The organism is Providencia alcalifaciens, assembly GCF_020271745.1.
GTDB lineage: Bacteria > Pseudomonadota > Gammaproteobacteria > Enterobacterales > Enterobacteriaceae > Providencia > Providencia alcalifaciens_B.
On sequence record NZ_CP084296.1, the window covers coordinates 1,670,539 to 1,697,031 of the forward strand.

At 42.7% G+C, this 26,493-nt stretch carries 26 protein-coding genes; 14 read left to right on the forward strand and 12 right to left on the reverse strand.

Annotation, left to right across the window (positions count from 1 at the left end; genetic code table 11):
* The first annotated feature begins 10 nt into the window (after positions 1-10).
* The 3 genes from LDO51_RS07700 to LDO51_RS07710 are packed head-to-tail and all read left to right on the forward strand — an operon-like array spanning position 11 to position 2,791.
* Entirely contained in the window at positions 11-1,051 is a 1,041-nt protein-coding gene (locus LDO51_RS07700) for an ABC transporter ATP-binding protein (protein ID WP_225576982.1), read from the forward strand.
* A complete protein-coding gene (locus LDO51_RS07705; protein ID WP_225576983.1) occupies positions 1,041-1,781 on the forward strand; it encodes a ribonuclease Z in 741 nt (246 codons plus the stop codon). Before LDO51_RS07700 ends, LDO51_RS07705 begins: the two co-directional genes overlap by 11 nt.
* Positions 1,778-2,791, forward strand: a complete 1,014-nt coding sequence (locus LDO51_RS07710; protein WP_225576984.1) for a substrate-binding domain-containing protein — start codon at positions 1,778-1,780, stop codon at positions 2,789-2,791. Before LDO51_RS07705 ends, LDO51_RS07710 begins: the two co-directional genes overlap by 4 nt.
* A 33-nt stretch (positions 2,792-2,824) precedes the next feature.
* Here the strand turns inward: LDO51_RS07710 and mobB are convergent, their stop codons facing one another.
* Both mobB and mobA read right to left on the reverse strand, forming a co-directional pair.
* Complete coding sequence (gene mobB, locus LDO51_RS07715; RefSeq protein WP_225576985.1) at positions 2,825-3,343, reverse strand: molybdopterin-guanine dinucleotide biosynthesis protein MobB; 519 nt, start codon at positions 3,341-3,343, stop codon at positions 2,825-2,827.
* The gene (mobA, locus tag LDO51_RS07720) at positions 3,340-3,933 is read right to left on the reverse strand and encodes a molybdenum cofactor guanylyltransferase MobA (RefSeq protein ID WP_225576986.1); all 594 of its coding nucleotides are present in this window, start codon (positions 3,931-3,933) and stop codon (positions 3,340-3,342) included. Before mobA ends, mobB begins: the two co-directional genes overlap by 4 nt.
* A 214-nt stretch (positions 3,934-4,147) precedes the next feature.
* Here mobA and LDO51_RS07725 point away from each other — a divergent pair, with 214 nt between their 5' ends.
* From LDO51_RS07725 to polA, 4 genes are all read left to right on the forward strand, one after another.
* On the forward strand, positions 4,148-4,417 hold the full coding sequence (locus LDO51_RS07725) for a YihD family protein (RefSeq protein WP_225576987.1): 270 nt from the start codon (positions 4,148-4,150) through the stop codon (positions 4,415-4,417).
* Entirely contained in the window at positions 4,418-5,419 is a 1,002-nt protein-coding gene (locus LDO51_RS07730; RefSeq protein WP_423810966.1) for a serine/threonine protein kinase, read from the forward strand.
* Between the two features lie 33 nt (positions 5,420-5,452).
* The gene (dsbA, locus tag LDO51_RS07735) at positions 5,453-6,076 is read left to right on the forward strand and encodes a thiol:disulfide interchange protein DsbA (protein WP_225576989.1); all 624 of its coding nucleotides are present in this window, start codon (positions 5,453-5,455) and stop codon (positions 6,074-6,076) included.
* Positions 6,077-6,405: 329 nt separating this feature from the next.
* The gene (gene polA, locus LDO51_RS07740) at positions 6,406-9,210 is read left to right on the forward strand and encodes a DNA polymerase I (RefSeq protein WP_225576990.1); all 2,805 of its coding nucleotides are present in this window, start codon (positions 6,406-6,408) and stop codon (positions 9,208-9,210) included.
* A gap of 674 nt (positions 9,211-9,884) precedes the next feature.
* Here the strand turns inward: polA and yihA are convergent.
* Entirely contained in the window at positions 9,885-10,505 is a 621-nt protein-coding gene (yihA, locus tag LDO51_RS07745; RefSeq protein WP_132496945.1) for a ribosome biogenesis GTP-binding protein YihA/YsxC, read from the reverse strand.
* A 267-nt stretch (positions 10,506-10,772) separates the two neighbouring features.
* On the opposite strand from yihA, the gene ppiA reads away from it, so the two are divergent.
* A complete protein-coding gene (gene ppiA / locus LDO51_RS07750) occupies positions 10,773-11,345 on the forward strand; it encodes a peptidylprolyl isomerase A (protein WP_225576991.1) in 573 nt (190 codons plus the stop codon).
* Between the two features lie 99 nt (positions 11,346-11,444).
* Here the strand turns inward: ppiA and LDO51_RS07755 are convergent, their stop codons facing one another.
* Positions 11,445-11,765, reverse strand: a complete 321-nt coding sequence (locus LDO51_RS07755; protein ID WP_225576992.1) for a type II toxin-antitoxin system RelE/ParE family toxin — start codon at positions 11,763-11,765, stop codon at positions 11,445-11,447.
* Positions 11,765-12,016, reverse strand: a complete 252-nt coding sequence (locus LDO51_RS07760; protein ID WP_225576993.1) for a type II toxin-antitoxin system Phd/YefM family antitoxin — start codon at positions 12,014-12,016, stop codon at positions 11,765-11,767. Before LDO51_RS07760 ends, LDO51_RS07755 begins: the two co-directional genes overlap by 1 nt.
* Before the next feature lie 380 nt (positions 12,017-12,396).
* Between LDO51_RS07760 and LDO51_RS07765 the strand changes: the two genes are divergently transcribed.
* The gene (locus tag LDO51_RS07765; protein ID WP_225576994.1) at positions 12,397-12,972 is read left to right on the forward strand and encodes an aminodeoxychorismate synthase component II; all 576 of its coding nucleotides are present in this window, start codon (positions 12,397-12,399) and stop codon (positions 12,970-12,972) included.
* A gap of 131 nt (positions 12,973-13,103) precedes the next feature.
* A complete protein-coding gene (locus LDO51_RS07770) occupies positions 13,104-14,318 on the forward strand; it encodes an aspartate aminotransferase family protein (protein WP_225576995.1) in 1,215 nt (404 codons plus the stop codon).
* 54 nt (positions 14,319-14,372) lie between these two features.
* Here LDO51_RS07770 and LDO51_RS07775 read toward each other — a convergent pair whose 3' ends face one another.
* Both LDO51_RS07775 and crp read right to left on the reverse strand, forming a co-directional pair.
* Complete coding sequence (locus tag LDO51_RS07775) at positions 14,373-16,025, reverse strand: hypothetical protein (protein ID WP_225576996.1); 1,653 nt, start codon at positions 16,023-16,025, stop codon at positions 14,373-14,375.
* Positions 16,026-16,235: 210 nt separating this feature from the next.
* On the reverse strand, positions 16,236-16,868 hold the full coding sequence (gene crp / locus LDO51_RS07780; protein WP_006813718.1) for a cAMP-activated global transcriptional regulator CRP: 633 nt from the start codon (positions 16,866-16,868) through the stop codon (positions 16,236-16,238).
* 324 nt (positions 16,869-17,192) lie between these two features.
* On the opposite strand from crp, the gene LDO51_RS07785 reads away from it, so the two are divergent.
* Positions 17,193-17,597 carry an OsmC family protein gene (locus tag LDO51_RS07785; protein WP_154626510.1) on the forward strand — a complete coding sequence of 135 codons (405 nt, stop codon included), beginning with the start codon at positions 17,193-17,195 and terminating at the stop codon, positions 17,595-17,597.
* Between the two features lie 79 nt (positions 17,598-17,676).
* Here LDO51_RS07785 and LDO51_RS07790 read toward each other — a convergent pair whose 3' ends face one another.
* Genes LDO51_RS07790 through LDO51_RS07800 form a run of 3 tightly spaced genes read right to left on the reverse strand, consistent with a single transcriptional unit; the run spans position 17,677 to position 19,791 of the window.
* Positions 17,677-18,543, reverse strand: coding sequence for a phosphoribulokinase (locus LDO51_RS07790; RefSeq protein ID WP_225576997.1), 867 nt, complete (start codon positions 18,541-18,543; stop codon positions 17,677-17,679).
* A 49-nt stretch (positions 18,544-18,592) separates the two neighbouring features.
* Positions 18,593-18,811 (reverse strand): YheU family protein, encoded by a 219-nt coding sequence (locus LDO51_RS07795; protein WP_108478754.1) that lies wholly within the window; start codon positions 18,809-18,811, stop codon positions 18,593-18,595.
* Positions 18,808-19,791, reverse strand: a complete 984-nt coding sequence (locus LDO51_RS07800; RefSeq protein ID WP_108478755.1) for a hydrolase — start codon at positions 19,789-19,791, stop codon at positions 18,808-18,810. Before LDO51_RS07800 ends, LDO51_RS07795 begins: the two co-directional genes overlap by 4 nt.
* A gap of 112 nt (positions 19,792-19,903) precedes the next feature.
* On the opposite strand from LDO51_RS07800, the gene LDO51_RS07805 reads away from it, so the two are divergent.
* Positions 19,904-20,509 carry a LysE family translocator gene (locus LDO51_RS07805; protein WP_225576998.1) on the forward strand — a complete coding sequence of 202 codons (606 nt, stop codon included), beginning with the start codon at positions 19,904-19,906 and terminating at the stop codon, positions 20,507-20,509.
* A 63-nt stretch (positions 20,510-20,572) separates the two neighbouring features.
* Here the strand turns inward: LDO51_RS07805 and murP are convergent, their stop codons facing one another.
* Together murP and murQ are read right to left on the reverse strand one after the other, a co-directional pair.
* Complete coding sequence (murP, locus tag LDO51_RS07810; protein WP_225576999.1) at positions 20,573-22,042, reverse strand: PTS N-acetylmuramic acid transporter subunit IIBC; 1,470 nt, start codon at positions 22,040-22,042, stop codon at positions 20,573-20,575.
* A 27-nt stretch (positions 22,043-22,069) separates the two neighbouring features.
* Positions 22,070-22,981, reverse strand: a complete 912-nt coding sequence (gene murQ, locus LDO51_RS07815; protein ID WP_225577000.1) for an N-acetylmuramic acid 6-phosphate etherase — start codon at positions 22,979-22,981, stop codon at positions 22,070-22,072.
* A 251-nt stretch (positions 22,982-23,232) separates the two neighbouring features.
* Between murQ and LDO51_RS07820 the strand changes: the two genes are divergently transcribed.
* Complete coding sequence (locus LDO51_RS07820; protein ID WP_225577001.1) at positions 23,233-24,093, forward strand: MurR/RpiR family transcriptional regulator; 861 nt, start codon at positions 23,233-23,235, stop codon at positions 24,091-24,093.
* A 96-nt stretch (positions 24,094-24,189) separates the two neighbouring features.
* Positions 24,190-26,457 (forward strand): arginine decarboxylase, encoded by a 2,268-nt coding sequence (adiA, locus tag LDO51_RS07825; RefSeq protein WP_225577002.1) that lies wholly within the window; start codon positions 24,190-24,192, stop codon positions 26,455-26,457.
* Positions 26,458-26,493: the final 36 nt, after the last annotated feature.

The window sequence follows — 26,493 nt, forward strand, 5'->3', positions numbered from 1 at the left end:
GGCACTTATCATGAAAAAACTCGAACTGATTAACATGGGTAAAAGCTACGCAGGGCACTGCGTGATCCCTCAAGTGGATTTAACCATCGACAATGGCGAATTTGTGGTGTTTGTTGGTCCTTCTGGCTGTGGGAAATCCACGTTGCTACGTATGATTGCAGGGCTTGAATCCATCACTGAGGGGGAGCTGAAACTCAATGGTCAACCTCTAAATGATGTGCATCCCTCACTGCGACAAGTGGCAATGGTGTTCCAATCCTATGCCCTATATCCCCACATGAGCGTGGAAAAAAATATGGGATTCCCGCTGAAGATGGCGGGAATGAGTGCGCGAGAAATTACCCAAAAAGTACGGGAAACCGCAGAGAATTTACAATTAACCCATTTGCTTGACAGACTTCCATCGGCACTCTCTGGTGGGCAGCGTCAACGGGTGGCGATTGGTCGCGCGATTGTGCGTGACCCTGAGTTATTTTTGTTTGATGAACCGCTGTCTAACCTTGATGCCAAATTACGCGGCGAGATGCGTATTTACTTGAAGCAACTTCATCAAAATTTGAAAGCCACCATGATTTACGTGACTCACGACCAAGTTGAAGCGATGACTTTGGCTGACCGTATTGTGGTTTTAAATCAAGGGTGTATTGAGCAAGTTGGCACGCCTGAAACGTTGTACCAGCAGCCAGCCAATAAATTTGTGGCGTCATTTATTGGGTCACCAGTGATGAACTTTCTCGCGCCGCAAATGTTTGACTCAATCGATATTCCACGACCCACAGAAGCGGAGTGTGTGGGCGTTCGCCCTAATCAAGTGATGGTGGATAGCCAAAACCCAGATGCCTTTATGCCTATCACAGTGGTGGAGCCTCTTGGGCATTCTCGGCTCTACTATGGTGTATTACAAGGGCAGCATTTTGTGGTGGAGAGTGACCAGATTTATGGTGTGGGGGATAGGCTGCCAATAAGCTTATCGCGTTCGACGCTGCATTTTTTTGATGGGCAGGAACAACGGATTGAGATGGCTAAGACAAGGACAAACCATGCAGCCTAGTTTTCAAGTTACGGTAGTGGGAACGGGGGATGCTTATGATAGTGAGCGCACCAATGCTAGCATTCTTGTGAAAGAATCAGATTACCAATTGCTGGTGGATTGTGGCCCGACGGTGCCTCAAGCACTGTTTGGACAAATGCATGTGGAAGAATTGGATGCTATCTATTTGACCCACACTCATCCTGATCACTGTCTTGGGCTGACCACATTACTCAATTGGATGGATTCGTACCGACGCCAGCGCCCACTGACAATTATTGCTCAGCGAGAACAATGGGCGCTATTGGCGCCGCTTCTTGCCTTTGCCCATTGGCCAAAAGCGCAATTAGGTTTTGAGATCATCCAAAAAAAGAGTGAAGAGATTCAATGTATTGGTAATTGGAAAGTGACGACGGCGTTAACCCAACATTCAGTAAGTAATCGCAGTTTACACCTAACGGCGAATTCGGGGCGTAGCCTGTTTTATTCAGGGGATGGTGAGATTTCACCCCAAGGGGAGCAATTGGCACGGCAAAGCGATTGGGTGTTTTTGGAGTGTGAAACCCTCGATATTCATCCAAGTCACGGCTCTTGGGCGTCACTCCAGCAACGGCTGAAATCGTTATCGCCTAAACCGAATAGCCAATGGCGGCTTTATCATATTGAACCACGTTACCGAGATAGCCTACGTCAACAGATTGCCGAATATCGGTTTCTTCAGTTGGCTCAGCAGGGGGAATACTTATCATGATGCAAAATCGAAAAGTGACGGCATCGGATGTGGCGGAAGTGGCGGGCGTTTCCCGTTCGTCGGTATCCCGGGCATTTACCGAAGGCGCGAGTATCCACCCGAAAAAGCAGCAAAAGATTTTAGATGTGGCGAAGCGGTTGGGTTATCAACCTAATTTTTTTGCTCGTACACTGAGCACGCCTAACCAGAAAAAACGTTCCAATATTGTGGCGATTCTTGTCAGTGACTTATCGAACCCGTATGAATCCTACTTGTTTGAAGCCTTATCCAGCGCATTACAAGGGTACGGAAAGCAGCCGATGCTGTTGAATGTGAAACAGGCGGACGACCTTGATGCGGCGATTTTGCAATTATCGGGGTATCAAATTGATGGGGTTGTCGCTGTGGTGGGGTCACTGCCAGCGGAGCATTTTCATCAATGTTTAAAGCTCTCTTTACCACTAATCACACTGGGGCGAAGTGATGCAGCTGGGTTTATCTCTTCAGTACAAACGGATAACCCATTAGCCGGAGAAATGGCGGCAAAATACCTATTAAGTTTAGGCTTATCTCGGTTGGGATTTCTGGCAGGACGTGGAGATGGACAAGCATCAAATGAACGCTATCAAGGCTTTAAAAACCATTTAATGGCAGCAGGCTATCCTGAACCCATGTGCTTATCAGCGGGGAGCTATCGTTATCAAGCGGGCTTTGAGGCGGCGTTACAACATCAGCAGCAACTTCAATCACTGGATGGCTTATTTTGTGCCGCAGATTCTTTAGCACTGGGGGTAATGGATTGTTGCCGGCAAGCGCTGAATATCACGATTCCCGCGCAACTCAGGATAGTGGGATGTGATGATATTCCGATGGCGGGGTGGGAAGGGTATCAACTTACCACATTGGCACAGCCTGTGGATCGCATTGCCCAGCAAGTGATTACCTTACTTGAAGGCATTTGGGCGCAGTCAGAGAATCAACCGAATCTTATCAAGCTTGAGCCTGAGCTGATTGTGCGCAAAAGCGCATAAAAAATGCCTCGGATGAGGCATTGAGAGTGGCAATTACTGGCTTTTTTGCCACCAGGAAACAATATAGTCCGCTACCTGTTCAGGGTTATTGATATCCAATTGCGGGACGTCGGTATCGATGATTTCATTGCTGGCAACCGCCACAACATACTGGTCGATTAAGCCGTTTAGCGGTTTACCCACATCGGATCGAAATAGCGCGATTTTATCGATGGGCTCACTTTTGAATCCTTCCACTAAGATCAGATCTAATGAGGCGGGATCAAAACGGCTAGCCAGATAGCTCAGATCCATTTCATTGCATTCAGGGGTTTCCGTCATTAATGCCCAGCGCTGATTACTTGCCACTAACGTTTGGTCTGCACCTGCTTTGCGTAATTCATAGCTGTCTTTGCCCGGTGTATCAATCTCCATATCGTGATGCGTGTGCTTGATTAAGCCCACACGAATATGGCGCAGTCTCAGCAAAGGGATAACTTTCTTGAGCAAAGTTGTTTTCCCGGTGCCACTGTAGGCGGTGATCCCGAGTAGAGGTAACGTGTTCTGGTTCATGATTTTTTTTGTTGTAACTCCCAGTTACGGCTATCTTCCGGCGTATTTAAATTAGCAAACGAGCCGGTTTCAGAGGTAAATATGACACCTTTTGCATCAATTTCACGCATAAATAGCATCAGTTTGCGATCTCCTCTTGCGAGGTAATCATCCAACGGTTTCTGAAGAGACCGATGGAGTAGGGTAAATGTCGGGTGTTCCCGTTCGTTATCGCAGGCGTAGCAGGCAAGGTGCTCACCTTTTTCGCGAAACATTTTTTCGGCTAAATCAGTTGGGAATTCGGGAACATCGCAAGGGACAAATAACAGCCAATCGGTGGTGACTTGATGGAGTGCAGCTTGCATACCGGCTAAGGGACCCGAAAAATCCGCGGTTAAATCCGTGAAAACGGGCAGCTGGCTCTGCGCATATTCTGCAGGGTGGCGATTAGCATTGATAATCAATTGACCGACTTGCGGTTGCAAACGTTCAATAATGTAGCGGTATAACGGCTTACCCAATAAAGGAATTAAACCCTTATCTTGGCCGCCCATGCGGGTACCTTTTCCCCCAGCGAGGATAACGCCTGTAATCGACTGACGAAATGACATGTTCAATATCTCTGAAAATCTTAGCGAAAATGTTTTAACGAACTTAAATAATTTTTTGAGTATAGTAAAAGCTAAAATCTATTCTATTTTCCTATAAAATCAATGAATATTAATACAAGAAACGGTTAAACTTTACTTAGATTGACAACTGTTCCCTTTTTCTCTTGTAGGATTATTGGTAACTTGTATCGAATATTCGTGATAAGGAATAAACATGAAATGCCATCGTTTAAATGAAGTCATTGAACTTCTGCATCCAGTATGGAAGGACAATTCAGATTTAAATTTAGTGCAATTACTGCAAAAACTGGCGGATGAAGCGGGTTTTAAAGGCAGTTTATCTGAACTGACAGACGACGTATTAATTTATCATCTAAAAATGCGTGGCACCGACAGTGATGCGGTGATCCCCGGTATTCAAAAAGATTACGAAGATGATTTTAAAACGGCCATTCTACGCGCTCGTGGCATCATAAAAGACTAAATGGACATGGATTTAACTGAACAATCAAGCTTCCACTTTAGTGGAATCTCCCCAGATTTGATCCTTGATGCGTTGATGGAAGCGGGAATTTACCCGGAATCAGGGCTGACAGAGCTTAACAGCTACGAAAATCGCGTTTACCAATTTCAGGATGAAAACCGCCAACGCTATGTGGTGAAATTTTATCGTCCTGAGCGTTGGAACCGTTCTCAAATTCAAGAAGAGCATGATTTTACCCTTGAGTTACAAGATGAAGGCCTATCGGTGGCTGCGCCTTTAGAATTTGCCGGACAAACGGTATTAGAGTTTGGTGGGTTTATGTTTGCACTCTTTCCGAGTATCGGAGGGCGCCAATATGAAACGGATAACTTATTCCAGCTTGAGGGTGTCGGTCACTTATTAGGGCGTGTACATCAAATAGGTAAACAGCGAAACTTTGCATTTCGTCCGACTCTTGGAGTGGAAGAGTACCTTGACCAACCGAGAAATATTATCGCCACCAGTTCATTAATTACTGAACGTGATAAAGCACCATTGATAGATTCACTGGATAAGTTGATTGCCCAAGTTAAAGCTCTGTGGCCTGCTCAGCAATCTTTTATTCGTCTACAAGGGGATTGCCATCCCGGCAATATTTTGTGGCGTGATGAAGCTTGGCTGGTGGATTTTGACGATGCACGCAATGGTCCTGCGGTGCAAGATTTATGGATGTTGCTTAATGGTTCGCGCCAAGAGCAAATTATCCAACTGGATACGTTGTTAGAAGCGTATAACGAGTTTTGTGATTTTGATGTACGTGAGTTAAAGCTGATTGAACCGCTGCGTGCGATGCGAATGGTGCATTATTTAGGATGGATCCTTCGCCGCTGGCAAGATCCCGCTTTCCCGAAAGCATTTTCTTGGATCCAATCCGCTGATTTTTGGCAAAAACAATCTATCGAGTTTGCACAGCAAACTGAGCGGTTGTTAGATGTTCCTTTGCAATTGAACCCGCAATTTTAATATTTAAGACTGTGTTTTTGGAGAACGTTTTCTATGAAAAAAATCATGTTGGCTCTGATTGGTATTGCCATGTCTTTTGGTGCTGCGGCAGCAAATTATTCAGAAGGTAAAGAGTACACGGATGTTAAGCCGCCAGTACAAGATTTACCGCAAGTTCTGGAGTTTTTCTCATTCTATTGCCCACACTGTTATCAGTTTGAAAGCATCTACAAAGTGCCACAAACGGTTGCGGAAAACCTGCCTGAAGGTGTCACTAAAGCCCGTTATCACGTTGATTTCTTAGGCCCTCTAGGGGCTCAAATGACTCAGGCGTGGGCTGTGGCGATGGTGCTGAAAGTCGAAGATAAAGTGACGCCAATTCTGTTTGAAGGTATTCAAAAAACTCAAACTATCAATACTCCAGCGGATATCCGTAATGCATTTATTAAAGCGGGAGTAACAGGTGAAGAATACGATGCAGCGCTAAATAGCTTTGTCGTGAAATCGTTAGTTGCTAAGCAACAAAATGCCGCACAAGATTTAAAACTGCGTGGCGTGCCAGCGTTATTCGTCGATGGTCAATATCAAATCCGTAATAACGGAATTTCTGTCGATAACGCAGAGGATTATGCTAAAGAATACTCAAAAGTTGTGAACTTCTTAGTCAGTAAAAAATAATCAGTGAAGATAGCGGCAATTTGCCGCTATCTTTTTATTTGCTGATTGTCCATTATCAATATCCACAATTCGAGCATCCCTTCTGATTTGCGACAAATCAAAACCTTGTTAGCTAACTTATTGATTTTATTTTATTGTTTTCTTGTTGCAATTTTCTTACTCATTGAATCCTTTAGATAACTAAATTTTATTCACAAAGTTATCCACAGGATGTTCTCGCGTGAAAAATGGGATAACTCGGCGGGAAATTGAATCTCAAGGTGTATCTGAAGCCACAATGTGGCATCCTATCCCCCATTCATTCCCGATAAAAAAGATGATGACAGATTATGGCTCAGATTGCTGAAAATCCCCTTATTTTGGTAGATGGTTCTTCCTACCTGTACCGTGCTTATCATGCATTCCCTCCATTGACCAACAGCGCTGGTGAACCTACCGGAGCGATGTATGGCGTGTTGAATATGCTGCGTAGCCTAATCATGCAATATACCCCGAGTCATGTGGCGGTTGTCTTTGATGCCAAGGGAAAAACGTTCCGTGATGAACTGTTTGAAAGCTACAAATCCCATCGCCCGCCAATGCCGGACGATCTGCGCGCTCAAATCGCACCATTGCATGAAATGGTGGAAGCCATGGGGCTGCCGTTGCTAGTGGTGCCTGGTGTGGAAGCGGATGACGTCATCGGTACGTTGGCGCGTGAGGCCAGCAGTAAAGGGATGCCAGTGCTGATCAGCACAGGGGATAAAGATATGGCGCAGTTGGTTGAGCCGAATATCACCCTGATCAACACGATGACTAACACCATCTTGGGTCCTGAAGAAGTGGAAGCGAAGTATGGGGTTCCACCAAGCCTAATTATCGACTTTTTAGCTTTAATGGGTGACTCATCGGATAACATTCCGGGTGTGCCAGGTGTTGGTGAAAAAACTGCATTAGCGTTATTGCAAGGTATTGGTAGCTTAGACGACATCTATAAAAACTTAGACGCGATTGCTCCGCTAGGTTTCCGTGGCTCTAAAACCCTCGCACCAAAAATGGAAGAGAACCGCGAACTCGCACTGTTATCTTACCAACTGGCGACGATTAAAACGGATGTTGAACTAGAAAAACCTTGTGAAGAACTCAAAGTGACGGAACTGGATGCGGATAAACTTCATTCGCTGTTTAGCCGTTATGAATTTAAACGCTGGTTGGCCGATATTGAAAATGGTAGCTGGATGGACGGCAAAGGGGCAAAACCGACTAAAGCCGCAGAAAGTTACCGTGCACCAGCAAGCCAGCCTACGGCAAAATCTAAGCCAGCAGTTCCAACGCTATGTGCTGAGAATTACCAAACAATTCTCGATAAAGAACAGCTAGACAACTGGGTGAAAAAACTCAGTGAAGCGACGCTGTTTGCCTTTGATACAGAAACTGACAGCCTTGATACGCAAGAAGCGCGTTTAGTCGGTATGTCTTTTGCCATCGAAGCCGGTCACGCCGCGTATTTACCTGTCGGACATGACTATCTTGATGCGCCAGACCAGTTGCCTTTAAAAGACGTTTTGGCCGCCATGAAGCCTATCTTGGAAAATGAGAAGATTGGCAAAATCGGTCAAAATCTAAAATACGATGCGGAAGTGTTATTAAATTACGATATTTCGCTAAAAGGCATCGCGTTTGACACTATGTTGGAATCTTATGTGTTGAACAGTGTGGCAGGCATGGGGCGTCATGATATGGACAGCCTTGCAGATCGCCATCTCAACCATAAAACCGTGAGTTTTGAAGAGATAGCGGGTAAAGGTAAAAAACAGTTAACCTTTAACCAAATTCCATTGGAACAAGCGGCAAATTATGCGGCGGAAGATGCGGATGTGACATTGTTACTGCATCAAGCGCTGTATCCGCAACTGGAAGCAGAACCAAAATTAGCCCACGTTTTCCAAAATATCGAAATGCCGTTGGTGCCAGTGTTGGTGCGTATGGAGCGCAAAGGTGTGCTGATTGACGCAGCGGCATTAGGGGCACAGTCTCAGGTGATCACCGCGCGTTTAGCGGAGCTGGAAAAACAGGCGTTTGAGTTAGCCGGTGAAGAGTTTAATTTGGCATCTCCGAAACAGTTGCAGACGATTTTATTCGAAAAGCTACAATTGCCGGTTATCAAGAAAACACCAAGTGGTGCAGCTTCAACTAACGAAGAAGTGCTTGAAGAGCTAGCGTTAAACCATGAATTACCGAAGTTACTGTTGGAACATCGTAGTCTAGCGAAGCTGAAATCCACCTATACGGATAAACTGCCGCTGATGATCAATCCAAAAACTCATCGCGTGCACACCTCCTATCACCAAGCAGTAACGGCGACGGGGCGTTTGTCTTCCCGTGACCCGAATTTGCAAAATATTCCGGTGCGTACCGAAGAAGGTCGCCGTATCCGCCAAGCGTTTGTGGCGCGTGATGGCTATAAAGTTATGGCGGCGGACTATTCACAAATTGAATTGCGTATTATGGCGCACCTTTCCCAAGATAAAGGTTTATTGACAGCGTTTGCGGAAGGGAAAGATATCCATAGAGCCACCGCAGCTGAAGTGTTTGGGGTTCCATTAGAGGAAGTCACCAGCGACCAACGCCGTAGCGCAAAAGCAATTAACTTCGGTTTGATTTATGGCATGAGTGCATTTGGTTTGGCTCGCCAGTTAGGGATCCCACGTGGAGAAGCACAGCGTTATATGGATCTCTACTTTGAACGTTATCCCGGTGTGTTGCGTTATATGGAAAATACTCGTCTGCAAGCGTCTGAACAAGGTTATGTTGAGACACTAGAAGGTCGTAGATTGTATCTTGCAGATATTAAATCCAGCAATGGTATGCGCCGTAAAGCAGCAGAACGCGAAGCAATCAACGCCCCAATGCAAGGTACTGCTGCCGACATCATCAAAAAAGCGATGATTGCGGTAGATAACTGGCTCGAAACCGAAAAACCGGGTGCAGATATGCTCATGCAGGTGCACGATGAACTGGTGTTTGAAGTCAAAGAATCCGAGTTAGCGAAGATGCAAGCGAAGGTTCAGGCGCTGATGGAGCAGAGTATGACGCTGGATGTTCCCCTTAAAGTGGAAGTCGGTGTCGGCATTAACTGGGACGAAGCCCACTAATATTCGTCTACTCGTCATATTTCGGGCTGTAGGGGTGTTGGCTGCACTCGTTGTGTATGCTCCTAGGGATATCCTCGTTTGCCGCCTACCTACAGCCGCGAACTATTTAGAGTATTGGTTGGTAAAACGATCTTAGAAGTAAAAACTAAAAGAAAGAGCTAAGCAAAAGATAATGTAAGGCACCCCAAAGGTTGGCGACAATGTTTGGGGTGTTTTTTTATGTTTAGAATATTTTTTATAGTGATATTTACGCAGTAAATTGGAGGCGTTTCATTCCCTTTAAATTGCACACAATTCATGGGTAAAATACTGAATTTTAAATATATCATAGGGATGGGAGAGACCGTTATTATGCGACTTAGATCTCATAAATATGTAGTAAAAATACGATTTTAACGAATAATCAGGCGGTATATAGAGCTGAATCGTAGTAAGCTTTGAAAAAAAACTACAAAAATCCTTTTTTTCGGGCGGGAAATAAAGTACATTATTAGGCGTAGGGTACAGAGGTAAGATGTTCTATCTTTCAGACCTTTTACTTCACGTAATCGGATTTAGCTGAATATTAGCTGCTCCAGTCAAGTTTTTGACTGGAGCATTTTTTTTACCTAAATTCTGATGCGCTAACGGCATAGACCGTTGTACGCCACATGGGCGTACAAGGAATGAAAAAATTATTCTGCGGCGTTACTGTACCAACTGTCGAGTTTGATACGTAATTTATCGATACCCATTTTTTTCAGCGCAGAGAAATATTCCACTTCAATATCGCCTTCCGCTGATAACGGCGCTAATGCTTGGCGAACTTCCATTAACTGTTTCTTTCTTGCACCTGATGCGAGCTTATCTGCTTTGGTCAGCAGAACAAGAACAGGAATGCTCATGGCAACTGACCATTCGATCATCTGCATATCAAGGTCTTTTAATGGATGACGGATATCCATTAAAATTACTAACCCTTTGATACATTCTCTTTTCTGTAAATATTCACCGAGAGCTTGCTGCCATTTACGCTTCATTTCTTCAGGTACTTCGGCATAACCGTAGCCCGGAAGGTCAACTAGGCGAATGCCCTCTTCAACTTCAAATAGGTTGATAAGCTGAGTTCTTCCCGGTGTTTTACTGGTTCTCGCTAAGCTTTTTTGCTGTGTTAATGCATTTAATGCACTGGATTTGCCTGCGTTAGATCGGCCAGCAAACGCCACCTCAATGCCCGTATCTTTAGGTAGATGACGGATATCGGGGGCACTGATGACAAATTTTGTCATGTGGTAGTTGTGGTTTTTAATTGCCATTGGTGGTTCTCCCTGAGTAGCCTCAAAAGGCTGGGGGATTATAGCGACTGAATAGCATACAAACAACAAATGGGGGATATTTGGTGCGATATCTATTTGAGAATGACATTATGCGAAGGTTTTTTCATTAAATAGCTCTGCAATGAGTTTAATTCAGAGAAATTTAACTCATTGGCGTAAATATAGGTAAATCTTTAGCAATTACTCCCGCTTCGCTCTAGAATTGGGCATTAATATGTTTGTGGGTATTAACAAAAGGGATCTTGAATGTTGAAACGAATTTTTGTGCCATTATTGGCAATCTGTGCAATGAGCACAGCTTCTCTAGCATTAGCCGCGGGTGAAACTTACGTTAAATTAGTCACCTCTGCAGGTAATATTGAATTAGAACTCAATAGTAAGAAAGCCCCTGTTAGTACTGAAAACTTCCTACAATATGTTAATGAAGGCTATTACAACGGTACAACTTTCCATCGTGTTATTCCTGGGTTTATGATCCAAGGCGGTGGTTTTAATAAAGAATTGCAGCAAAAACAAACCCGTGCACCAATCGCTAACGAAGCTGATAATGGATTACGTAATTTACGTGGGACTATTTCAATGGCTCGTAGCGCAAATAAAGACAGTGCAACCAGCCAATTCTTTATTAATGTCGCTGATAATGCGTTTTTAGATCACGGCCAACGTGATTTCGGCTACGCGGTATTCGGTAAAGTCGTTAAAGGAATGGATGTTGCAGACAAAATTTCTAAAGTAAAAACAGAGAACGTAGGTCCATATCAAAATGTTCCTGTTGAACCCATTACGATTATTTCTGCGGAAGTGGTTAAAAAGCCTTAATATCATTTCTAATGAAGAGGGTGGTTTATTGGAATCATCCTCTTATCTACAAAGCCTTTCTTTGCATTTTTTCTGATGAGTCAATAAATTCAACTCCATTTAATCTTTTAGGCGTTTATTGAGTTCATTGTATATTTCATCGTGCCTATCTACAGCGACGACAGCAACTGTCACCTGCACATTACCAACATCATCACTTTTTACTGTATAGGCTAAACGATATCCGTCCTTTTTCAATTTGATTTTGTAGCAATTGTATTGAAGAGAAAGTCGATTACTGGGAGCTGTAAGTAGCTCATAAGATTCTGTTCTTTTACGTAAAATCTTTTTAAATTTATCTTTTATTGATGAGTTAAGTGAATTCCATTCTTTTTTAGCTAAGGGCTTAAACGTTAATCTAACGCTGAAATTTTTGTTCATTATAAGTCATCCCAACTCACTTCTATTTCAGCATCATTCATGCGTGCAATTGTTTTTTCTAATAGGAGCTGATCGCCAAGTTTTTCAACCATAAGTTCGAATAAATCGGTAGGTACACAGTAAAAAATTGCTTTGTTGTGGCTTAAAATAGCAACAGGCTCACCATTTGATTCATTCATTGCGGCGGAGGGATTTTTTTTAAACTCACTAATTGATGATGTTTTTTTAGCGAGAAGCGTTTTGGTATACATAGCAACCTCTAAAATTAGCACTAAAAATAGAGCTAATTTTAGAGTAAAACAATAGATTATCCATAAAATACACAACCGGAAGAACAATTTAATTTAGTTATCCTGCTGTTATTTTACTCCATTGTATTTAAAGCATTTATTATCAAATTTTGGATGTTGTTATATTCTTGTGAATATAATCCCATGATTTTTATATGGAAATTTTGTACTGAAAGTGGGTTACTTGACGTAAATAGGCTATTTTCCTGTCTTGGCTGTGCTATGATAGCCGCCCTTTTGTGATAGTTTATGGTTTTTGGGACGCGTTCTAATTGCTAACCACCACGAATTATGCATAAACAAAAAACTTATAATGATAAAAATCAGTCGGATAGGCTACTATGCTTTTACTTATTGATAATTACGATTCATTTACATACAACTTATACCAATATTTCTGCGAACTAGGGGCGGAAGTGCTGGTGAAACGTAATGACGAAATTACCATTGAAGAAATCGAACAATTGGCTCCAACCCATTTGGTCATTTCACCGGGCCCTTGCACGCCTGATGAAGCGGGAATTTCTCTGGAAGCGATAAAATATTTTGCCGGGAAATTACCCATCTTGGGGGTATGTTTAGGTCATCAAGCCATTGGGCAAGCTTTTGGTGCCTCTGTCGTGAAAGCACGAGAAGTGATGCACGGCAAAACGTCATCTATCCACCATAATCATCAAGGTGTATTTAAAGGACTTAATCGGCCTTTAACGGTGACTCGCTATCACTCTTTAGTGATTGCGGCGGAAACACTACCAGCCTCTTTTGATGTCTCCGCGTGGTCACTGAATAATGGGGATATCGATGAAATTATGGGGATCCGCCATAAAACCCTGCCAATTGAAGGGGTTCAATTCCACCCTGAAAGTATTCTCAGCGAACAAGGTCATGAGCTGTTGAGTAATTTTCTCAAATATTAGTGGTTAATTTTTGCGAATAGCAAAATTAATTATGCATATTTTACCCTTGCCTATTGCTCTTTATTGATTTTTTATTCATATTTGATGCTTATATTTTCATTTAAGCATTCGATAAAGAGCAGGTGAGGGGTATGTCAGAACAACACGCAGTCAATCGGCAAACTTTTGATCAGGTTATGTTACCTATTTTTTCGCCAGCTGAATTTATTCCAGTTAAAGGCGAAGGTAGCCGCGTTTGGGATCAGCAAGGTAAAGAATATATTGATTTCGCAGGTGGGATCGCGGTTTTAGCTCTGGGTCATTGCCATCCAAGTCTAGTTGCTGCTGTTCGTGAACAAAGCGAAAAACTTTGGCATGTGAGCAATATTTTTACCAATGAACAGGCGTTAAAACTGGCCCAAAAATTAACCAAAGCAACGTTTGCGGATCGCGCATTTTTTGTGAACTCAGGTTCTGAAGCCAATGAAGCCGCATTCAAGTTAGCGCGTCGTTATGCCATCACCAAATATAGCCCATATAAAACGAAGATCATTGCATTCAAGCAAGCGTTCCACGGCAGAACATTATTTACTGTGTCAGTTGGTGGACAAGCGAAATATGCAGATGGTTTCGGTCCAAAGCCTGCGGATATTATTCATGTACCTTTTAATGACCTTGATGCCGTTAAAGCCGTTATCGATGAAAATACCTGCGCTGTGGTTTTGGAGCCAGTTCAAGGGGAAGGTGGCGTAACCCCTGCAACATCAGAATTTCTGCAAGGAGTACGTAAACTTTGCGATGAAAATAATGCATTACTTATTTTTGATGAAGTGCAAAGTGGAATGGGGCGTACGGGGAAATTATTCTCTTATATGCATTATGATGTAATTCCCGATATTTTAACCACCGCAAAAGCGCTCGGAGGTGGTTTCCCTATCAGTGCGATGATCACAACCGCGGAAATTGCGAAAACAATGGAAGTGGGATCTCACGGAACCACCTACGGCGGTAATCCGTTGGCATGTGCGGTAGGCAACGCTGCTTTCGATATTATCAATACAGATCAAGTGCTTGATGGTGTTGCTAAACGTCGAGAATTATTTTTGACCCATTTAAACAAGCTCAATGACCAATATGGCATTTTTGCTGAAATTCGCGGAATGGGCTTATTAATTGGCGCAGAACTGAATGGAAAATTGATTAATCGTTCAAAAGATATTCTACAAGCTTGTGCGGCAGAAGGGCTGATGATGCTTAATGCGGGTCCGAATGTATTACGCTTTACTCCATCGCTGATTATTTCTGAAGATGAAATTAATAGCGGGATGGCGAAATTGGAAACGGCAATTAGCAAACTGCTGGCTTAATTGTATTTTTATAGTGACAGAAGCGAATTTGCCTCTGTCACTATGGGAAGGAAATTAGGCTTTTAACTTATGTTTCAGTGCTGCAACGTCATTTTTTGTTTCAATTATAAGCTGATTGACTGCCTGTTCCTCTTTTGTGGTTGTATCGAGCATCGCTTGAGTTTCTTTCTTCATTGCTAACAATTTAGAAATTTGTTCATCAAGCTGTTTTATTTTTTGTTCTTTCTCTGCGCTAGTTGGCTTAGCTCGACGGGATGGATGAATATAACCCGTTGTACTGTGCCCTTTTGTTAATCGAGCCATTTTCTCTGCTTGGGTTTGTTCTAGGCCCACAGTTCTTCTATTCGTCACTTTAGTTTTTACTGTGCTTTTTCTCGCAGCCATTGTGTGAGTATTAGCATGTGAGGATGATGACACTATGTTTTCTTTACTTACTTGGGTACTGGCTAAAGGTATATTCTTTTGTGGAGAGCCATATTTTTTACTTTCAATTCCAGACTGTTCATTCGGATTCATTTCTTCTTTTGGTGAAAGTAAATTTGCTCGCAGTTTCTTTTGAGGCGTAAATGACTTCTGAGTTTCATTTGATGAACGGCTTATATCTGATTTATACCCCGAGGAATCAGAGTTTAAGCTTTCATTGCTAGAAGATAGTTTACTTTCTCGTTCGTTCAATGAATCCATATCTTTAAGAAGTCGATTTATTGATTTCATATCAGTTTTATCGACAAGTAATTTATCGAGTTGATGAGTTGATGGAGTTGCTAAGCTAACAAGACGACGGGTAATTTTTTCTTGTAAACTATCTTGAATATTATTGGTATCATCATTCCATTCAAGCTCATCATTGAACTCAAATTCATTATTATTGTTCTTTGTTTTATTCTCATCTATTTTTTTTGAGATAGAGATTTTTGGTATTATGCTAGATGCTGCCTCTTTTCTTATTTTCTCTTCATCCGCTTTTATTGTGTTTTTCTTATCGGTCTCTATTTTTTTCAGTTGCTCAGCTAGGTTAGCTTTTAATGATTTTAGCGTGTTAAGGTTATTTTCAACCTTTTGAGTTGATGCGGTATTCCGATAAGTGATTACATTGTTTTCTTTTGTTATTTCATGTTTTTTTTGGGTTTCGGTTTCCTTTTTAAAGGTGACTGAAAATTGTTCATTATTATTTTTTTTAAAGATGTTTTTTAAATAGCGAATACCTTTTTCATGGGTTGATTTTATTTCTAATATTAAATTTGAGAATCGGTTTGATGAACGTTTTAAATTAAATTCTTTAAAAACGTTAGTTTCTGGAACACTTATTTTATCAATTAGCATTAGTTCGGCATCCTGTTTTTCATTAATAAGGGGCTCATTTTTTATTGAGACGGAATGGTTGAAAATACGTGGGGATTTAAGAATTAAAAAATGACCATTAGCTTCAATTGCCTCATGGTATTTATAGGGAAGTGTTATTTTCTCTACTGGAGGCGAGTATTTAATTAGATTAATTTCTTTTTGTTCACTTGGCTCAAAATGACAAGTCGATACGGCGAAATGCTTTTTTTGATAATGTAAATTAGATAGGCGATTATTATCGGGTATGCATGAGCCAATATTACTGGTTTTTTTTATTTTATTAGATAATGATGAAGTGGCTATGGTTTTATTATCATTGATATTAATGATACTTTCGCTTCTTGGATTAATATTTTTAATCATCGTGTTGTAAACTCTTAATAATGGTTTAGTTACCACTATATTAGTTTGACAATTAACTATAATTATATAAAGAAACGATACTCATCAATGAGAGTATATAGATGAGAGGGGGAAATAAAGGACCCTAAGTAAAAAAATAGCTTTGTACATGAAGTATAAAGCTATTTCAATATCGAAGCCCCACCAAGAAAGGCGAGGCTAACAGGCGAATCAGCGAGTACCGTAAACGACAATCGTTTTGCCGTGTGCGGAGATTAAGTTTTGATCTTCCAGCATTTTTAAAATACGACCGACAGTTTCGCGAGAACAACCTACGATTTGACCGATTTCCTGACGAGTAATTTTGATTTGCATACCGTCTGGGTGAGTCATCGCATCAGGTTGTTTAGCTAAATTCAATAATGTTTGAGCAATACGACCAGTAACATCTAAGAATGCAAGGTTACCCACTTTTTCGGACGTGGTTTGCAAACGACTCGCCATTTGCGCAGAAAGGCGCATCAGGATATCTGGATTGACTTGAATCAGCTGACGGAATTTTTTGTAAGAAATTTCCGCGACTTCGCAAGCAACTTTCGCGCGAACCCACGCAGTACGTTCTTGTCCTTCTTCAAATAACCCAAGTTCGCCAATGAAATCTCCCTGATTTAAATAAGAGAGAATCATTTCCTTGCCTTCTTCATCTTTGATTAAAACAGCCACTGAACCTTTAACAATGTAGTAAAGGGTTTCTGCTTTTTCACCCTGATGGATCAGAGTGCTCTTGGATGGATACTTATGAATATGGCAGTGTGACAAAAACCATTCAAGAGTAGGGTCTGTTTGTGGCTTGCCGAGAACCATTAGCGTTATCCTCTGTATGTTATTGCAACCTTTCGAAAAGTAGGGAAAGGCTGACTTTAAAGTGTCTAGCTTAGCATATTAAGTCACATTGATGCCTATTATTAATAATCGCCCTAGGTCAATGCAAATTAATATCAATTGTATAATATAATCAATTAAATCGTTGAGTATTGATCTTCATCCTATCAACTAACCATTGTTTGTATCATATCCAATGCAGAAAGTCTCTCCTGTATCGCTTCAGCCTAATAATGCTGATATAACATTGTTTAGATATATGGAACAATGTGGCGATAAATATCACTATTTTCGAGAGGAATAAAAATGGAAGCACGCGTAAAGTGGGTTGAAGGGCTCTCTTTTTTAGGTGAGTCGGCATCAGGTCATCAAATCATGATGGATGGTAATGCAGGCGATAAAGCGCCAAGCCCGATGGAAATGGTTCTAATGGCGGCAGGTGGATGCAGTGCGATTGATGTGGTTTCTATTTTACAAAAAGGTCGTCAGGATATTGTTGATTGTGAAGTGAAATTAACTTCACAGCGTCGTGAAGAAGCCCCGCGTTATTTTACGGACATCAACCTGCACTTTATTGTGACGGGACGTGAATTAACGGACAAAGTGGTGGAGCGAGCGGTTCAACTTTCGGCAGAAAAATATTGTTCCGTTGCTATCATGTTAGAAAAAACGGTTAACGTAACTCATAGCTTCGAAATTAAAACACCGTAATTGTTTTCTTGATATTAAGATGCTTATCGATAATTAAGATAAGCATCTTGTTATTTATCTCTTTAATGAGAACCTCAAACTACCCATTTCGCTGTTTCATTAGTTTTTCCACTAATGGCATCATAATCAGCTCCATCGCGAGTCCTAATTTCCCACCGGGTACCACAATGGTATTTATCGCTGAAATAAACGAGCCATTTAACATGGATAATAAATAAGGAAAATCGATATGATCTAACCCTCTAAAGCGAATAACGATAAAACTTTCGTCCTGTGAAGGAATTGCTTTGGCAGAAAAAGGGTTAGAGGTGTCAACGGTAGGAACCCGCTGGAAGTTAATATGGGTACGAGAAAACTGTGGCGTAATATAGTTAATATAATCCCCCATCGAACGTACAACCGAGTCCATCACGGCTTCGCGGGAGTGTCCCCGCTCGGTGGTATCGCGGATCAATTTTTGAATCCATTCAAGGTTAACAATCGGCACCACACCCACAAGTAAATCAACATGTTGTGCAACATCGTGCTCAGGGGTAACAACGCCACCATGTAATCCTTCATAAAACAGCACATCGGTATTGGCTGGCAGGGATTCCCACGGAGTAAACGTACCGGGTTGCAGACCATAGGGCACGGCTTCATCGTAAGTATGTAAATATTTTCGAGACTGACCACTGCCAGTTTTAGCATAGTCAATTAGGGTCTGTTCAAGTAGAGAAAAATCGTTGGCCTCAGGGCCAAAATAGCTGATATGGCGCCCTTGCTCGCGGGCTTTACGAATGGCCATGTCCATTTCAGGGCGGGTATAACGATGAAAACTATCTCCCTCAAGAGTGGCAGGGTGGATATTTAATTGATGGAAAATTTTACGAAAAGCTTGGCTCGTTGAGGTTGTTCCTGCGCCACTCGAACCCGTCACTGCAATAATCGGATGCTTCTTCGACATAGTGGACTCCCATGTTTTACGCCATGACCACTATTTTTGAGAAACAGCGCTACGGGCGAAACTGGTTATTAGGCATGAAATTTACCGACTCATGTAACTCAGACCAGACTAGCACAATTTCGCCGGAAACTAACTGCCGTTTCACATCATTGACTTTGTCTTGCAAGCTTTTTTCGTGAACGCCGTAATCGGTTCCTTCGCGTAAAACATAACTCTCAATAAGGTTTTCAAGGGTTTCAGGGGCGAGATCTTTCCACGGAATAATCATGATTTTTGCTCATTCAAATACGCAGTTAGCCACAGGGGAATACGAGTTTCTAACCACATTTGAGGCTTTCTAAAACTGCCGCCGACAAAACCTACGTGACCACCATGTTCTGTCATTTGGTATTCAATATTTTCGGGTAAATGGCTTAAATCAGGCACGACTTCAGGCGCCATAAACGGGTCGTCTTTCGCGTGAATAATTAGGGTTGGCTTAGTAATTTGAGATAATTTAGGCAGCGCACTGCATTTTTGATAATAATCCGCAGCATCATCAAAACCATGAATACGCGCGGTGATCACATCATCGAATTCACGAATGCGTTTTAACTGCTTAAGCTGCAACAAATTAAGAGGGAGTGAACCGGGATAACGCACCAGTTTGCGGGTGGCGTTACGTTTCAATCCATTTAATAGGTAGCGTTGATAGAGCTGAGAAATTCCTTTTTCCATTTTCATGGAGCAGGCCTCGAGCATTAATGGCGCCGAGACAACGACACCGGCATCTAATTCAGCATTCTCACCGTTTTCAGCTAAATAACAGGCGAGCATATTACCGCCAAGGGAATAGCCGACCGCCGCAGTGGGGGCATCACCCCATGTCTGTTTTAACCAATGTAAAAAATAGCGGGCATCACTGGTTTCACCTGAATGATAAATACGTTTTTGGCGATTAGGTTCACCGCTGCATCCTCTAAAATGCATGATCACGCCGAGCCACCCTTGTTTTTGGGCGCTTTCTAACATCCCGTGGGCATAGGGGCTTTTAAAATTTCCTTCCAACCCATGAAAAATCACTAAACGAGGCTTTTCGCTTGCTTGTTCTGGGTTTTCACTCCAAGCAAGATCGATAAAATCACCGTCAGGCAATTCTAATCGCTGCCAGGTTGGGATAATTTTCGGAGTACGACGAAAGATCCTTGGCAATAAAGTTTGGAGGTGTGGGTTCTTTGCCCAGCTCATAGGGCGGAAATTTTCTGACATGGCCTTATTTTTTATCTAGTGGAACGCTTGTGAGTCACATAACATACTGTTATTTTTCTGTGATGCAAGTAAACAAATTTAGAAACAATTTAGGTTGAGGAACATAGTATAAATGACTCTGGGGCTAATTTTTTCGCTTTTTACGTTTTTATTCATTGCAGCAGTCACACCCGGCCCTAACAACATGTTGTTGACCTCTTGTGCAGCTAACTACGGTTTTCGTCGCAGTATCCAATTATTATTAGGAATAATGCTGGGAATGCAGTCAATTTTATATTTGTCTGCCTTCGGTGTTGCCGCGTTATTACTATTATATCCTGCAATTTATATTGTGCTGAAAATCATTGGTAGTGTTTATTTATTATGGCTAGCGTGGAAAACTGCCACCGCCAGCTACGAGCCACTCAAAACAGACAGTAAAGTGTCTAAAAGCGTCACTTGGTTTCAAGGCGGACTGTTGCAGTTCTTAAACCCGAAAGCGTGGATGATGGGGTTAGGTGCAGTAGGGAGTTTTAGTCTTCCAGGCGAGTTATTTACTCAGTCGATCATTGTGATGAGCATCGCTTTTGTGATTGTGAATTTTGTCGCGGGCTTGATTTGGATGGGCTTCGGTTCCTTGATTGGGGTTTTCCTACGTCGCCGCCGCGCATGGTTTATTTTCAACCTAGTGATGGGGATACTGACCGCCGCGTGTGTGCCGCTAATTTGGTTTGAATAAGTTTTTCGCGCAGAATAAAGGCACCTAAGGTGCCTTTTTTTGCTTTTCAATCCATACTATTCTCTAGTCTAAATCGACATTTTTACTACCGAACAGATAAGTGAAAATAAACCCGCACAGATAAGAGACTAAGACACCCCCAGCATACACCGCCATTGCAGGAAGCACACCTTGGTCTGACGTCATGAGTGGAATCGCGATTAATCCTGAAGGACCGAATACGGTATTTAACCCAACAGGTAAACCCATCCACGCGATAGCACCGATAAAGAAACCACCAGCAGCGCCCCCTAAACAGGCAGTGACAAACGGTTTCACGCGCGGTAACGTCACCCCGTAAATTAAGGGCTCACCAATACCTAAGAAGCCGGGGAATAGGGCACCACCAATTTGACTACGGGTAACAGAGCCTTTTTTGGCTTTCACGTACAGCGCTAATGCGGCACCCACTTGACCTGCACCCGCCATCGCTAAGATTGGGAATAACGAGTTAAACCCTTGGGCTTCCACTAACGCGACATACACCGGAATAAAGCCTTGGTGGACACCGAACATCACCGCAATTAAGAACAGACCCGCTAATACGGCTGTGCCAATAGGGTTTCCATTTAAGTGCATGAATAACCAAGACATCCCTTCGAATAACCACACGCCGATAGGCATGATAAAAACAAAGGTCGCCGCACCGACGATTAACAGCGTAATCGTTGAGGTTAAAATAATATCCAAACTGGCCGGAATGATTTTGCGTACTTGTTTTTCAACCCAAGCACCAAAAATACAGGCAATTAGGATCCCGATAATATTGCCTCTCGGGTCGATATACCAACCAAAGAAGTCTGTCATGCCGGAATAGAAGCCTTTAGTGGCTGCTGGGTCGTAACCTAGAATAAACAGCGCAGCGATAATGGCACCGTTAACACCGCTTCCCCCAAACGCTTTTTGGGCGTTATAACCAATCAACAATCCCATAAAGGTGAATAACCCTTTACCGAAGACACTCATATACGCAATTAAGCTTTTGAGGTGGGCAAGTTGGGTTGAATCCGCAGGAAATAAGTTTTGGTTTGCCGATAATAATGTGAGTAATGATGCCAAACCCATTAATAGACCTGCGCCGATAAAGCCCGGAATCAATGGGGTAAAAATAGTCGCAAATTTAGATAAAAAGCGATGAATGGCGCTGGTTTGTTTCTTCTTCAACTGCTGTTTATTGGCAGAAGCAATCTCTTTCAGATCTTGGGTCGCAGTAGCGTCATGAGCTTCATCCGCTTCGCCATTTTCTAACATTTGCTTCATTAAATCCGCGGCTGCTTGGGCTTTTCCTGGACCTAAAACAATTTGCAGCTGGTCGTCACTTTCAATCACGCCCAGTACGCCGGGGATTTTTTTGATTTCGGTTTTATCGATAAACTGATCATCATGTAAGGTGAGCCGTAAACGCGTCATGCAGTTACCACACTGCTTGATATTGCGACCGCCACCCACGTGTTGCAGGATCTGCTGTATCATTTCATTTGTTATTTTAGCCATACTGTTTCTCTCATAGAGATCCGCTGATTAGACGGATTTTGCGATGTTGAGGGCAGTGCGAATAAAGCCATTATTTTTAGCGAGTAATTGACGAGCTTCATCGGCATTTAAGCCAGATAAAATCATCAAAATCGCGGTCTTACAGTGTCTATCACATTGTTGTAATGCAGATTCTGCGCTTTGGCGGTCACATTCAGTTGCTTCCATCACAATTTTAGTTTGGCGTTCAATGAGCTTGGCGTTAGTCGCCTCCACATCTACCATTAAATTGCCAAAGACTTTGCCGATGCGGATCATCGCCCCGGTGGTGATCATATTTAAAATCAGTTTTTGTGCGGTTCCTGCTTTCATGCGCGAAGAGCCAGTGACAACTTCAGCACCCACAATCGGGGTGATGGCAATGTCAGCAGCTTGGGAGACAGGGCTATCAGGGTTACAGCTAATCGAGGCAACGGTTGCACCTAAGGAGCGTGCATATTTCATGGCACCCAGAACATAAGGCGTTCGGCCACTGGCGGCGATCCCAACTAAAATATCTTTTTGATTAAAATCGATATTCTTTAAGTTTTGCTCCCCTAATTCGGGTTTATCTTCTGCATTTTCAACCGCACGGAAGATAGCTTGGTGACCACCCGCAATCAGGCCAATAACTTGTTCATGAGGGGTTCCATAGGTTGGTGGGCATTCACTGGCATCGAGTATCCCTAAACGTCCCGAGGTACCCGCACCAGAATAAATCAGACGACCACCTTGTTGGAAAGCTGCCGCAACTTTATCGACCAATTGTGCAATTTGCGGTAAGGTTTTTTCGACAGCCAAAGGGACTTTTTTATCTTCATTGTTGATTACTTGAAGCATTTCAATGGTAGATAATTGGTCAATGTGGGTACTGGCTTCGTTACGGCTTTCCGTGACCATCTTGCTTAAATCAATCGACATAGTAATAACTCCTTAAACGTATCATGAGGGGTATGCTATGGAATTATTTATTCCTTTGATGTGATGAGTATCACGGTGTTATCTATTCTCTCTTGCCAATATAGGTGAATAAATTTGCATATTTATCACTCGATAAAATAATAGCAATTTGAATTATAATGATTAATTATCAAGCATTGAGTTTTTATTGAAGGAATAATTTATTTGTAAATTTATTATGTTGATGAAGGTTTATCTTCTTGAGGGCTACTATGACGTTACTCGATACCATCACGTACCTGTTACCGCGGTTAGCGGAAAACCAACGTAAAATTGCACAATTTATTTTAGAAAGTCCGGAAAATGTGCTGAAACTGTCATCTTCACAGTTAGCGGAGCAATTGGGGATCAGCCAATCTGCTATTGTGAAGTTTAGCCAAAAATTAGGTGTAAAGGGGTATCCCGCGCTGAAATTGGCGCTGAGTGAAATCATTGGTCGCCAACAGCAAGAGTTGGGGGAGCCTCACAGTGCGTTGCATAACCGTATTACTCAAACGGATAGCTTGATGGTGGTCGCGCAGAAGCTGGCATTAGAGAAAAATTATTCCATCACGGAAACAACTAAACGCCTTGATTTTAAACAGTTTGAAAAAATTATTGAACGCATAGACCGCGCACAACGCGTGCAAATTGTTGGGATTGGCGGCTCAGGGCTTACCGCGAAAGATTTAAGCTATAAACTCCAGAAGATAGGTATTACCACTCTTGTGGAGCCGGATCATCACGTTCAAATTGCTGCCGCCTTAACCTTGACGCCGAATGATGTGCAAATCGTCATTTCCTTCTCTGGAAAGCGCAAAGATATGCTTACTGCCGCCAATATTGGGCGCCAAAATGGTGCTTGCGTTATCGCTATCACGCGCTCGAAAGATTCTCCACTCGCTCAAATGTCAGACTATATGTTGGAAAGTGTGGCGGAAGAGAACGAATGGCGTAGTTCATCAATTTCGTCAAGAACGGCACAAAATACCCTTACCGATTTGCTGTTCATGGCGTTGTTACAAAAACGGGAAGATAAAGCGAAAGCATTGGTGATGAATGCCAAAGTGATGATTAATAAACTTGACGAATAACTATTAATGCCCCGATAACTTTGCAAAATAATCTTATCTGCGTTAAGACTAAAGGAGGCATTATTTCGCTTAAAACAATTCATTGAGGGAGAGTCCATGAGGGCATTGATCGTTTATACCGAGCTAACGGATGAAGATTCTGTGATCAGCCATGCGGTTGCACGGCTGGCAAGTGAACTGAATGACGAACACGTCGAAACGGTCATTATTCGTGATTTTGAAGACGGCCTCGCCTATATTCGCTCAAATACCAGCATTGACTGCTTGCTTTACGGGCGAGATATGTCCGATAAGGAAGAACAAGCTCAAGCTCATCGGTTAATTACTCAGCTTCATCGTCGCCAAGAAGATGTGCCTGTCTTTCTCTTAAGTGATCGTGAAGAAGCCTTAGTGGCATTTGATAGAAAAATGATGGAGCAGGTGGATGAATTTGCATGGATTTTAGAGGATTCAGCGGACTTTATTGCCGGACGCGTTCTTGCTGCCATCATTCGTTACCGTGCGCAATTGCTCCCACCATTAATGAAAAGTTTGATTAAATACAGTGATGTACACGAACATTCATGGGCAGCGCCGGGGCACCAAGGAGGTGTCGGCTTTACCAAAACACCTGCTGGGCGTATTTATCACGACTTTTTTGGCGAAAATTTATTCCGTACAGATATCGGCATCGAGCGAGTTGCCGTGGGTTCGTTGCTTGATCACACCGGGGCATTTGGGGAATGTGAGAAAAACGCGGCACGAATTTTTGGTGCTGACCAATCCTATTCCGTTGTGGTCGGGACTTCGGGTTCAAACCGTACCATTATGCAAGCTTGCATGACGGATGACGACGTGGTGGTCATTGACCGAAACTGCCATAAATCCATCGAACAAGGTTTAATTTTAACGGGAGCAAAGCCTGTTTATATGGTCCCGAGTCGTAACCGTTATGGGATTATTGGACCGATTTACCCAACAGAAATGTCCCCTGAAGCCATTCAGAAAAAGATAGCTAATAATCCATTTACTGCCGATAAAACGGATAAAAAGCCAGCGTATAGTGTGGTAACAAACTGCACTTATGATGGTGTTTGCTACAACGCGCGCAAAGTGCAAAATTTATTGGATAAATCCCTCGATAGAATCCATTTCGATGAGGCATGGTATGGCTACGCGCGATTCAACCCGATTTATCGTGACCATTTTGCGATGCGTGATGAAGAGCGCAAAGAGGATGACCCAACCATTTTTGCCACTCACTCGACTCATAAATTATTGAATGCGCTGTCTCAAGCTTCGTTCATTCATGTTCGAAATGGCCGAAATGCCATTGATTTTAATCGCTTTAATCAAGCCTACCACATGCATGCAACCACTTCACCGCTGTATGCCATTTGCGCTTCGAACGATATTGCGGCAGATATGATGGATGGGAATAGTGGGCGCTCATTAACGGATGAAGTGATCCGCGAAGCTATCGACTTTCGTCAATCACTCGGCTACTTGTACAAAGAGTTCCAAAATGATGGTGAGTGGTTTTTCAAACCATGGAATCAGGAAACGGTGAAGGATCCTGTAACAGGAGAGCGCTACGATTTTGAGTTTGCTCCCGTTGAATTGCTAATGAAAGAGCAAAGCTGCTGGGTAATGAACCCTGAAGATACGTGGCATGGTTTCAAAAATATTCCTGCAGATTGGGCGATGTTAGACCCTATCAAAGTGAGTATTTTAGCGCCTGGGATGGGAGATGATGGCAAGCTGCTTGATTCCGGAGTCCCTGCGGCGCTCGTGACTGCATGGCTAAATCATTATGGTATTGTGCCAACCCGCACCACTGATTTCCAAATTATGTTCCTGTTTTCTATGGGGATCACCAAAGGGAAATGGGGCACATTAGTCAATGCATTGCTCTCCTTTAAACGCCACTATGATACCAACACTCAACTGAAAAAAGTGTTACCGGAAGTGGTGGAAGTAGCTCCTGAAATTTATGGTGAGATGGGGCTGCGGGACTTGGGGGATAAGATGTTTGCTTACTTGCAACGTAATAATCCGGGAAGTCAGCTGAATCAAGCCTATTCAGAGTTACCCAATGTCATGATGAGCCCGCGTGATGCCTATCAACAGATCGTTGCGAATCGCGTTGAAGCTGTGCCATTAGATAAGCTGGCTGGGCGTATTGCGGCGAATTCGATTATTCCTTACCCACCGGGGATCCCAATGCTGTTATCCGGCGAAAGCTTTGGAGAAACCAACAGCCCGCATATTGGTTACTTGCGCAGTTTACAAGCGTGGGATAGCGAGTTTCCGGGCTTTGAACATGAAACAGAAGGCACGGAAAAAATTGATGGCGAATATCATGTGATGTGTGTGAAGGTGTGAAGCGATGCCTTATAACAATGGCATGAAGTACATCTA

Bases quoted from the DNA above. Each gene is read 5' to 3' on its own strand.
- LDO51_RS07710 (WP_225576984.1), top strand. From the start codon at position 1,778: ATGATGCAAAATCGAAAAGTGACGGCATCGGATGTGGCGGAAGTGGCG.
- LDO51_RS07820 (WP_225577001.1), top strand. From the start codon at position 23,233: ATGACGTTACTCGATACCATCACGTACCTGTTACCGCGGTTAGCGGAA.
- LDO51_RS07775 (WP_225576996.1), bottom strand. From the start codon at position 16,025: ATGATTAAAAATATTAATCCAAGAAGCGAAAGTATCATTAATATCAAT.
- adiA (WP_225577002.1), top strand. From the start codon at position 24,190: ATGAGGGCATTGATCGTTTATACCGAGCTAACGGATGAAGATTCTGTG.
- LDO51_RS07770 (WP_225576995.1), top strand. From the start codon at position 13,104: ATGTCAGAACAACACGCAGTCAATCGGCAAACTTTTGATCAGGTTATG.
- LDO51_RS07755 (WP_225576992.1), bottom strand. From the start codon at position 11,765: ATGAACAAAAATTTCAGCGTTAGATTAACGTTTAAGCCCTTAGCTAAA.
- murQ (WP_225577000.1), bottom strand. From the start codon at position 22,981: ATGTCGATTGATTTAAGCAAGATGGTCACGGAAAGCCGTAACGAAGCC.
- LDO51_RS07705 (WP_225576983.1), top strand. From the start codon at position 1,041: ATGCAGCCTAGTTTTCAAGTTACGGTAGTGGGAACGGGGGATGCTTAT.
- polA (WP_225576990.1), top strand. From the start codon at position 6,406: ATGGCTCAGATTGCTGAAAATCCCCTTATTTTGGTAGATGGTTCTTCC.
- LDO51_RS07805 (WP_225576998.1), top strand. From the start codon at position 19,904: ATGACTCTGGGGCTAATTTTTTCGCTTTTTACGTTTTTATTCATTGCA.
- LDO51_RS07785 (WP_154626510.1), top strand. From the start codon at position 17,193: ATGGAAGCACGCGTAAAGTGGGTTGAAGGGCTCTCTTTTTTAGGTGAG.
- LDO51_RS07800 (WP_108478755.1), bottom strand. From the start codon at position 19,791: ATGTCAGAAAATTTCCGCCCTATGAGCTGGGCAAAGAACCCACACCTC.
- LDO51_RS07730 (WP_423810966.1), top strand. From the start codon at position 4,418: ATGGACATGGATTTAACTGAACAATCAAGCTTCCACTTTAGTGGAATC.
- LDO51_RS07700 (WP_225576982.1), top strand. From the start codon at position 11: ATGAAAAAACTCGAACTGATTAACATGGGTAAAAGCTACGCAGGGCAC.
- mobA (WP_225576986.1), bottom strand. From the start codon at position 3,933: ATGTCATTTCGTCAGTCGATTACAGGCGTTATCCTCGCTGGGGGAAAA.
- LDO51_RS07765 (WP_225576994.1), top strand. From the start codon at position 12,397: ATGCTTTTACTTATTGATAATTACGATTCATTTACATACAACTTATAC.
- crp (WP_006813718.1), bottom strand. From the start codon at position 16,868: ATGGTTCTCGGCAAGCCACAAACAGACCCTACTCTTGAATGGTTTTTG.
- murP (WP_225576999.1), bottom strand. From the start codon at position 22,042: ATGGCTAAAATAACAAATGAAATGATACAGCAGATCCTGCAACACGTG.
- LDO51_RS07725 (WP_225576987.1), top strand. From the start codon at position 4,148: ATGAAATGCCATCGTTTAAATGAAGTCATTGAACTTCTGCATCCAGTA.
- yihA (WP_132496945.1), bottom strand. From the start codon at position 10,505: ATGGCAATTAAAAACCACAACTACCACATGACAAAATTTGTCATCAGT.
- LDO51_RS07795 (WP_108478754.1), bottom strand. From the start codon at position 18,811: ATGATTATTCCGTGGAAAGATCTCGCCCCTGAAACCCTTGAAAACCTT.
- LDO51_RS07760 (WP_225576993.1), bottom strand. From the start codon at position 12,016: ATGTATACCAAAACGCTTCTCGCTAAAAAAACATCATCAATTAGTGAG.
- LDO51_RS07790 (WP_225576997.1), bottom strand. From the start codon at position 18,543: ATGTCGAAGAAGCATCCGATTATTGCAGTGACGGGTTCGAGTGGCGCA.
- dsbA (WP_225576989.1), top strand. From the start codon at position 5,453: ATGAAAAAAATCATGTTGGCTCTGATTGGTATTGCCATGTCTTTTGGT.
- mobB (WP_225576985.1), bottom strand. From the start codon at position 3,343: ATGAACCAGAACACGTTACCTCTACTCGGGATCACCGCCTACAGTGGC.
- ppiA (WP_225576991.1), top strand. From the start codon at position 10,773: ATGTTGAAACGAATTTTTGTGCCATTATTGGCAATCTGTGCAATGAGC.